This is a genomic window from Aeromicrobium sp. REDSEA-S32_B7 (assembly GCF_001626145.1).
In the GTDB taxonomy this organism is placed as follows: Bacteria; Actinomycetota; Actinomycetes; order Propionibacteriales; family Nocardioidaceae; genus Aeromicrobium; species Aeromicrobium erythreum.
Map to the genome: position 1 here is coordinate 1 of NZ_LUNF01000288.1, position 3,200 is coordinate 3,200.

Genomic DNA, 3,200 nt, shown 5'->3' on the forward strand with positions numbered 1-3,200 from the left:
CGGTGACCGAGTCGAGGACGACGATCAGCGGCTTCTCGCGCTGCTCGGCGGCGAGGGCCAGCAGGTCGTCGGGGTGGGCGTACTCGTAGGCCGGGATGCGCGCGGCGATGCCCTGGTGGACCGCACCGTTGGTGAGCCGGTCGAGCTCGAAGCGGCTCACCTCGAGCAGGCTGATCCCGCCGTCGGCGGCGAGCTGGAAGGCCTCGCGCAGCCGGTTGTCGCGCTCGGTGCCCTCCGCGACGTAGAGCGCGTTGACCGGCACGCCCTCGCGCAGCGCGTCGACGACCGGGTTGCGCCCGGCGATCCACTCGTTGTCGTTGGTCTTCTTGCGGGGGCGCTGGCCCTGGGCCTTCTCGGCGCGCTTCGCGGCCTTGTGGGCGGCGTGGTAGGGGCGGTCCTTGGCCTTGGGGGTCGGCCCCTTGCCCTCGAGCCCGCGGCGCACGCGCCCGCCGGACCCGGCGGTCGGGTTGCCCTTCCCCGTCTTCTTGATCGCGCCCTTGCGCTGTGAGTTTCCAGCCACGTCAGTGTCCTATCCGGTGGTTGAGGAGGTTGCTCTGCAACCGTCTCGAAACCCCTGCCATCAGGCCAGGCTCCACTTCTGTCCGTCGGGGGTGTCGGTGATCTCCACGCCGGCCTCCTTGAGGCGGTCGCGGATGGCGTCGGAGGTGGCGAAGTCCTTCTCCGCCCGGGCGGTCGCACGCTGCTCGAGCAGCCCGGAGACCAGGGCGTCGACCACGGCGTTCATCCGGTCGTCGCCGCCACCGGTGGGGCCCCAGGCCGGGTCGGCGGGGTCCAGGCCGAGCACGCCGAGCATGGCGCGCACGGCCGCCGCGTGCCCGGTCGGGTCGGCGGCCTTGTTGCCCTCGCGGACGGTGTCGAAGAGCACGGCCATCGCGGCCGGGGTCCCGAGGTCGTCGTCCATCGCGGCGGCGAAGGCGTCGGGCACCTCGCCCGGCTCGACGACGTGGCTGCGGTAGTGCGCGGCCACGAGGTAGTAGCGCAGCTCGATGCCACGGAACCGCTCGAGCACCGAGGGGATCAGCAGGCTGTTGCCCAGGCTCTTGGACATCTTCTCGCCGGCGGTGGTGATCCAGGCGTTGTGCATCCAGTACGACGCGAAGCCGTGCCCCGCGGCACGCGACTGGGCCAGCTCGTTCTCGTGGTGCGGGAAGCGCAGGTCGACCCCGCCGCCGTGGATGTCGAAGGCCTGGCCGAGGTACTTGCCCGCCATCGCGGAGCACTCGATGTGCCAGCCGGGGCGACCCGGGCCCCAGGGGCTGGGCCACGCGGCGGTCTCGGGCTCGGTGGCCTTCTTCCAGCCCTTCCACAACGCGAAGTCGCGGGGGTCCCGCTTGCCGCGCGGGTCGGCGTCCTCGGCGGCCTCCATGTCGTCGATGCGCTGGTGGGTCAGCTCGCCGTAGGAGGGCCAGCTCCGCACGTCGAAGTAGACGTCTCCGGAGCCGTCCTCGGCGGCGTACGCGTGGCCCTTCGCGATGAGGCGCTCGATCAGCTCGAGCATCTCGGGGACGTGCCCGGTGGCAGCCGGCTCGTAGGTCGGCGGGAGGACGTTGAGCGCGGCGTAGGCCACGCTCATCACGTGCAGCAGACGCGGGTACGGCAACATGGTGCGCTGGATCTGCGGCTCCACGTGCAGTCCGATGGCCCGCTCGATGTCGACCACCTTCTGGGCGTTCTCGAGCGCCGTGGCCGACGTGCGGCTCGGACTGCACGGTGAGACCGCAGACGTAGACACCGGCCTTCCCCTCCTCGAGGGGTGCGAAGTCTCGGACCTCGCGGGTCGCGGTGTCGTACAGCCGGATGCTCACCCCTCCATCGTAGGGACGCGCGGCGCACGGGGCCGAACCCGCGCGTGCGTGACGTGCGTGGCGCCCTCCCGCTCGACCTGTGACTGGTGTGACGGGAGTGACGTACCCTCGTGCGGTGCGCCGCCTGCTCCCCTCCCTCGTGCTCGCCCTGGTCGTCGCCTGGGCCCCGGTCGTCGCGACCTCGGGCGCCCCGGCCGAGGCCCGCTCGGCCTCGAAGATCCAGAGCGACCTCACCGGCTGGACCGGCGAGGAGCTGGCCGACGGGCGCACGGCGGGCACCGTCGTACGCCGGGGTCGGGTGTTCCTGAAGAACCCGGTCACCACGACGCGCATCGACGGCACGACCTACGACGTCGGGCGCTGGGTGTCACGCTGGAAGCGTCCCGGCTTCGCCTTCACCGAGCTGGTCGCCTCGTGGGAGGCCAAGACGCCCGGCGACTCGCTCCTCGAGGTCGAGGTCCGCGGGCGGGACGCCTCGGGCCGCAAGAGCTCGTGGGACAGCCTGGGCCGCTGGGCCTACGGCGACAAGTACTTCCAGCGCACCAGCCTGGGCAGCCAGGACGACGACCTCGCGCGCGTCGCGACCGACACCTGGCGCACGGCCTCCGCGGCCGGCCTGGAGCGGTGGCGGCTGCGGGTCTCGCTGCTGCGGCGTACCGGTGCGAGCACCAAGCCGCCGAGCCTGGGCCACGTCGCCGCGACCACCTCCCGGCGCCCCTCGAGCAGCCCGTCGACCTCCAAGCCGGGCAAGGTGTCGCGGGCGGGCGGCGCGGTGCTCGACGTGCCGCGCTACAGCCAGATGGTCCACGAGGGGCACTACCCGCAGTGGGGCAACGGCGGCGAGGCGTGGTGCTCACCGACCTCGGTGTCGATGGTGCTCGGCTACTACGACGCGCTGCCGAGGGAGAAGGACTACGCCTGGGTCCCCGACGGCCACACCGCGCCGTGGGTCGACCACGGGGCGCGGATGACCTACGACCACGGGTACGACGGCACCGGCAACTGGTCCTTCAACGTCGCGTACGCCGCCCGGCTGGTCGGCCGCGCCGACGTCTCCCGGCTCCCCGACCTGCGTGCGGTCGAGCGGCTCGTGGCCGACGGCGTGCCGGTGATCATCTCGATCGCCTTCGGTGCCGGCGAGCTCTCCGGCGCCCCCATCTCCTCCTCCAACGGCCACCTGCTCGTGGTCGTCGGGTTCACCGCGGACGGCGACGTGGTCGTCAACGCCCCCGCCGCCGACTCCCCCGCCGGCGTCCGCCGCACCTACGACCGGGCCCAGCTCGAGCGCGCCTGGCTGGACGCCTCCACCGGCACCGCCTACGTCCTGCGCGACTGACAGGCCTGCCGAGAGGTCACTCGCGCACGGCCCACAGG

The 3,200-nt window shown here is 72.8% G+C and carries 2 protein-coding genes and 1 pseudogene; 1 reads left to right on the forward strand and 2 read right to left on the reverse strand.

Annotated elements, in window-relative coordinates:
• Together A6Q79_RS16940 and A6Q79_RS16945 are read right to left on the reverse strand one after the other, a co-directional pair.
• Nucleotides 1–520: RNA methyltransferase substrate-binding domain-containing protein (locus A6Q79_RS16940; protein ID WP_317698832.1), on the reverse strand; the 520-nt coding region annotated here is incomplete at its 3' end.
• Nucleotides 521–580: 60 nt separating this feature from the next.
• Nucleotides 581–1,826, reverse strand: a pseudogene (locus A6Q79_RS16945) (cysteine--tRNA ligase).
• A 115-nt stretch (nucleotides 1,827–1,941) separates the two neighbouring features.
• Between A6Q79_RS16945 and A6Q79_RS16950 the strand changes: the two are divergent.
• A complete protein-coding gene (locus A6Q79_RS16950) occupies nucleotides 1,942–3,162 on the forward strand; it encodes a peptidase C39 family protein (protein ID WP_317698833.1) in 1,221 nt (406 codons plus the stop codon).
• Nucleotides 3,163–3,200: the final 38 nt, after the last annotated feature.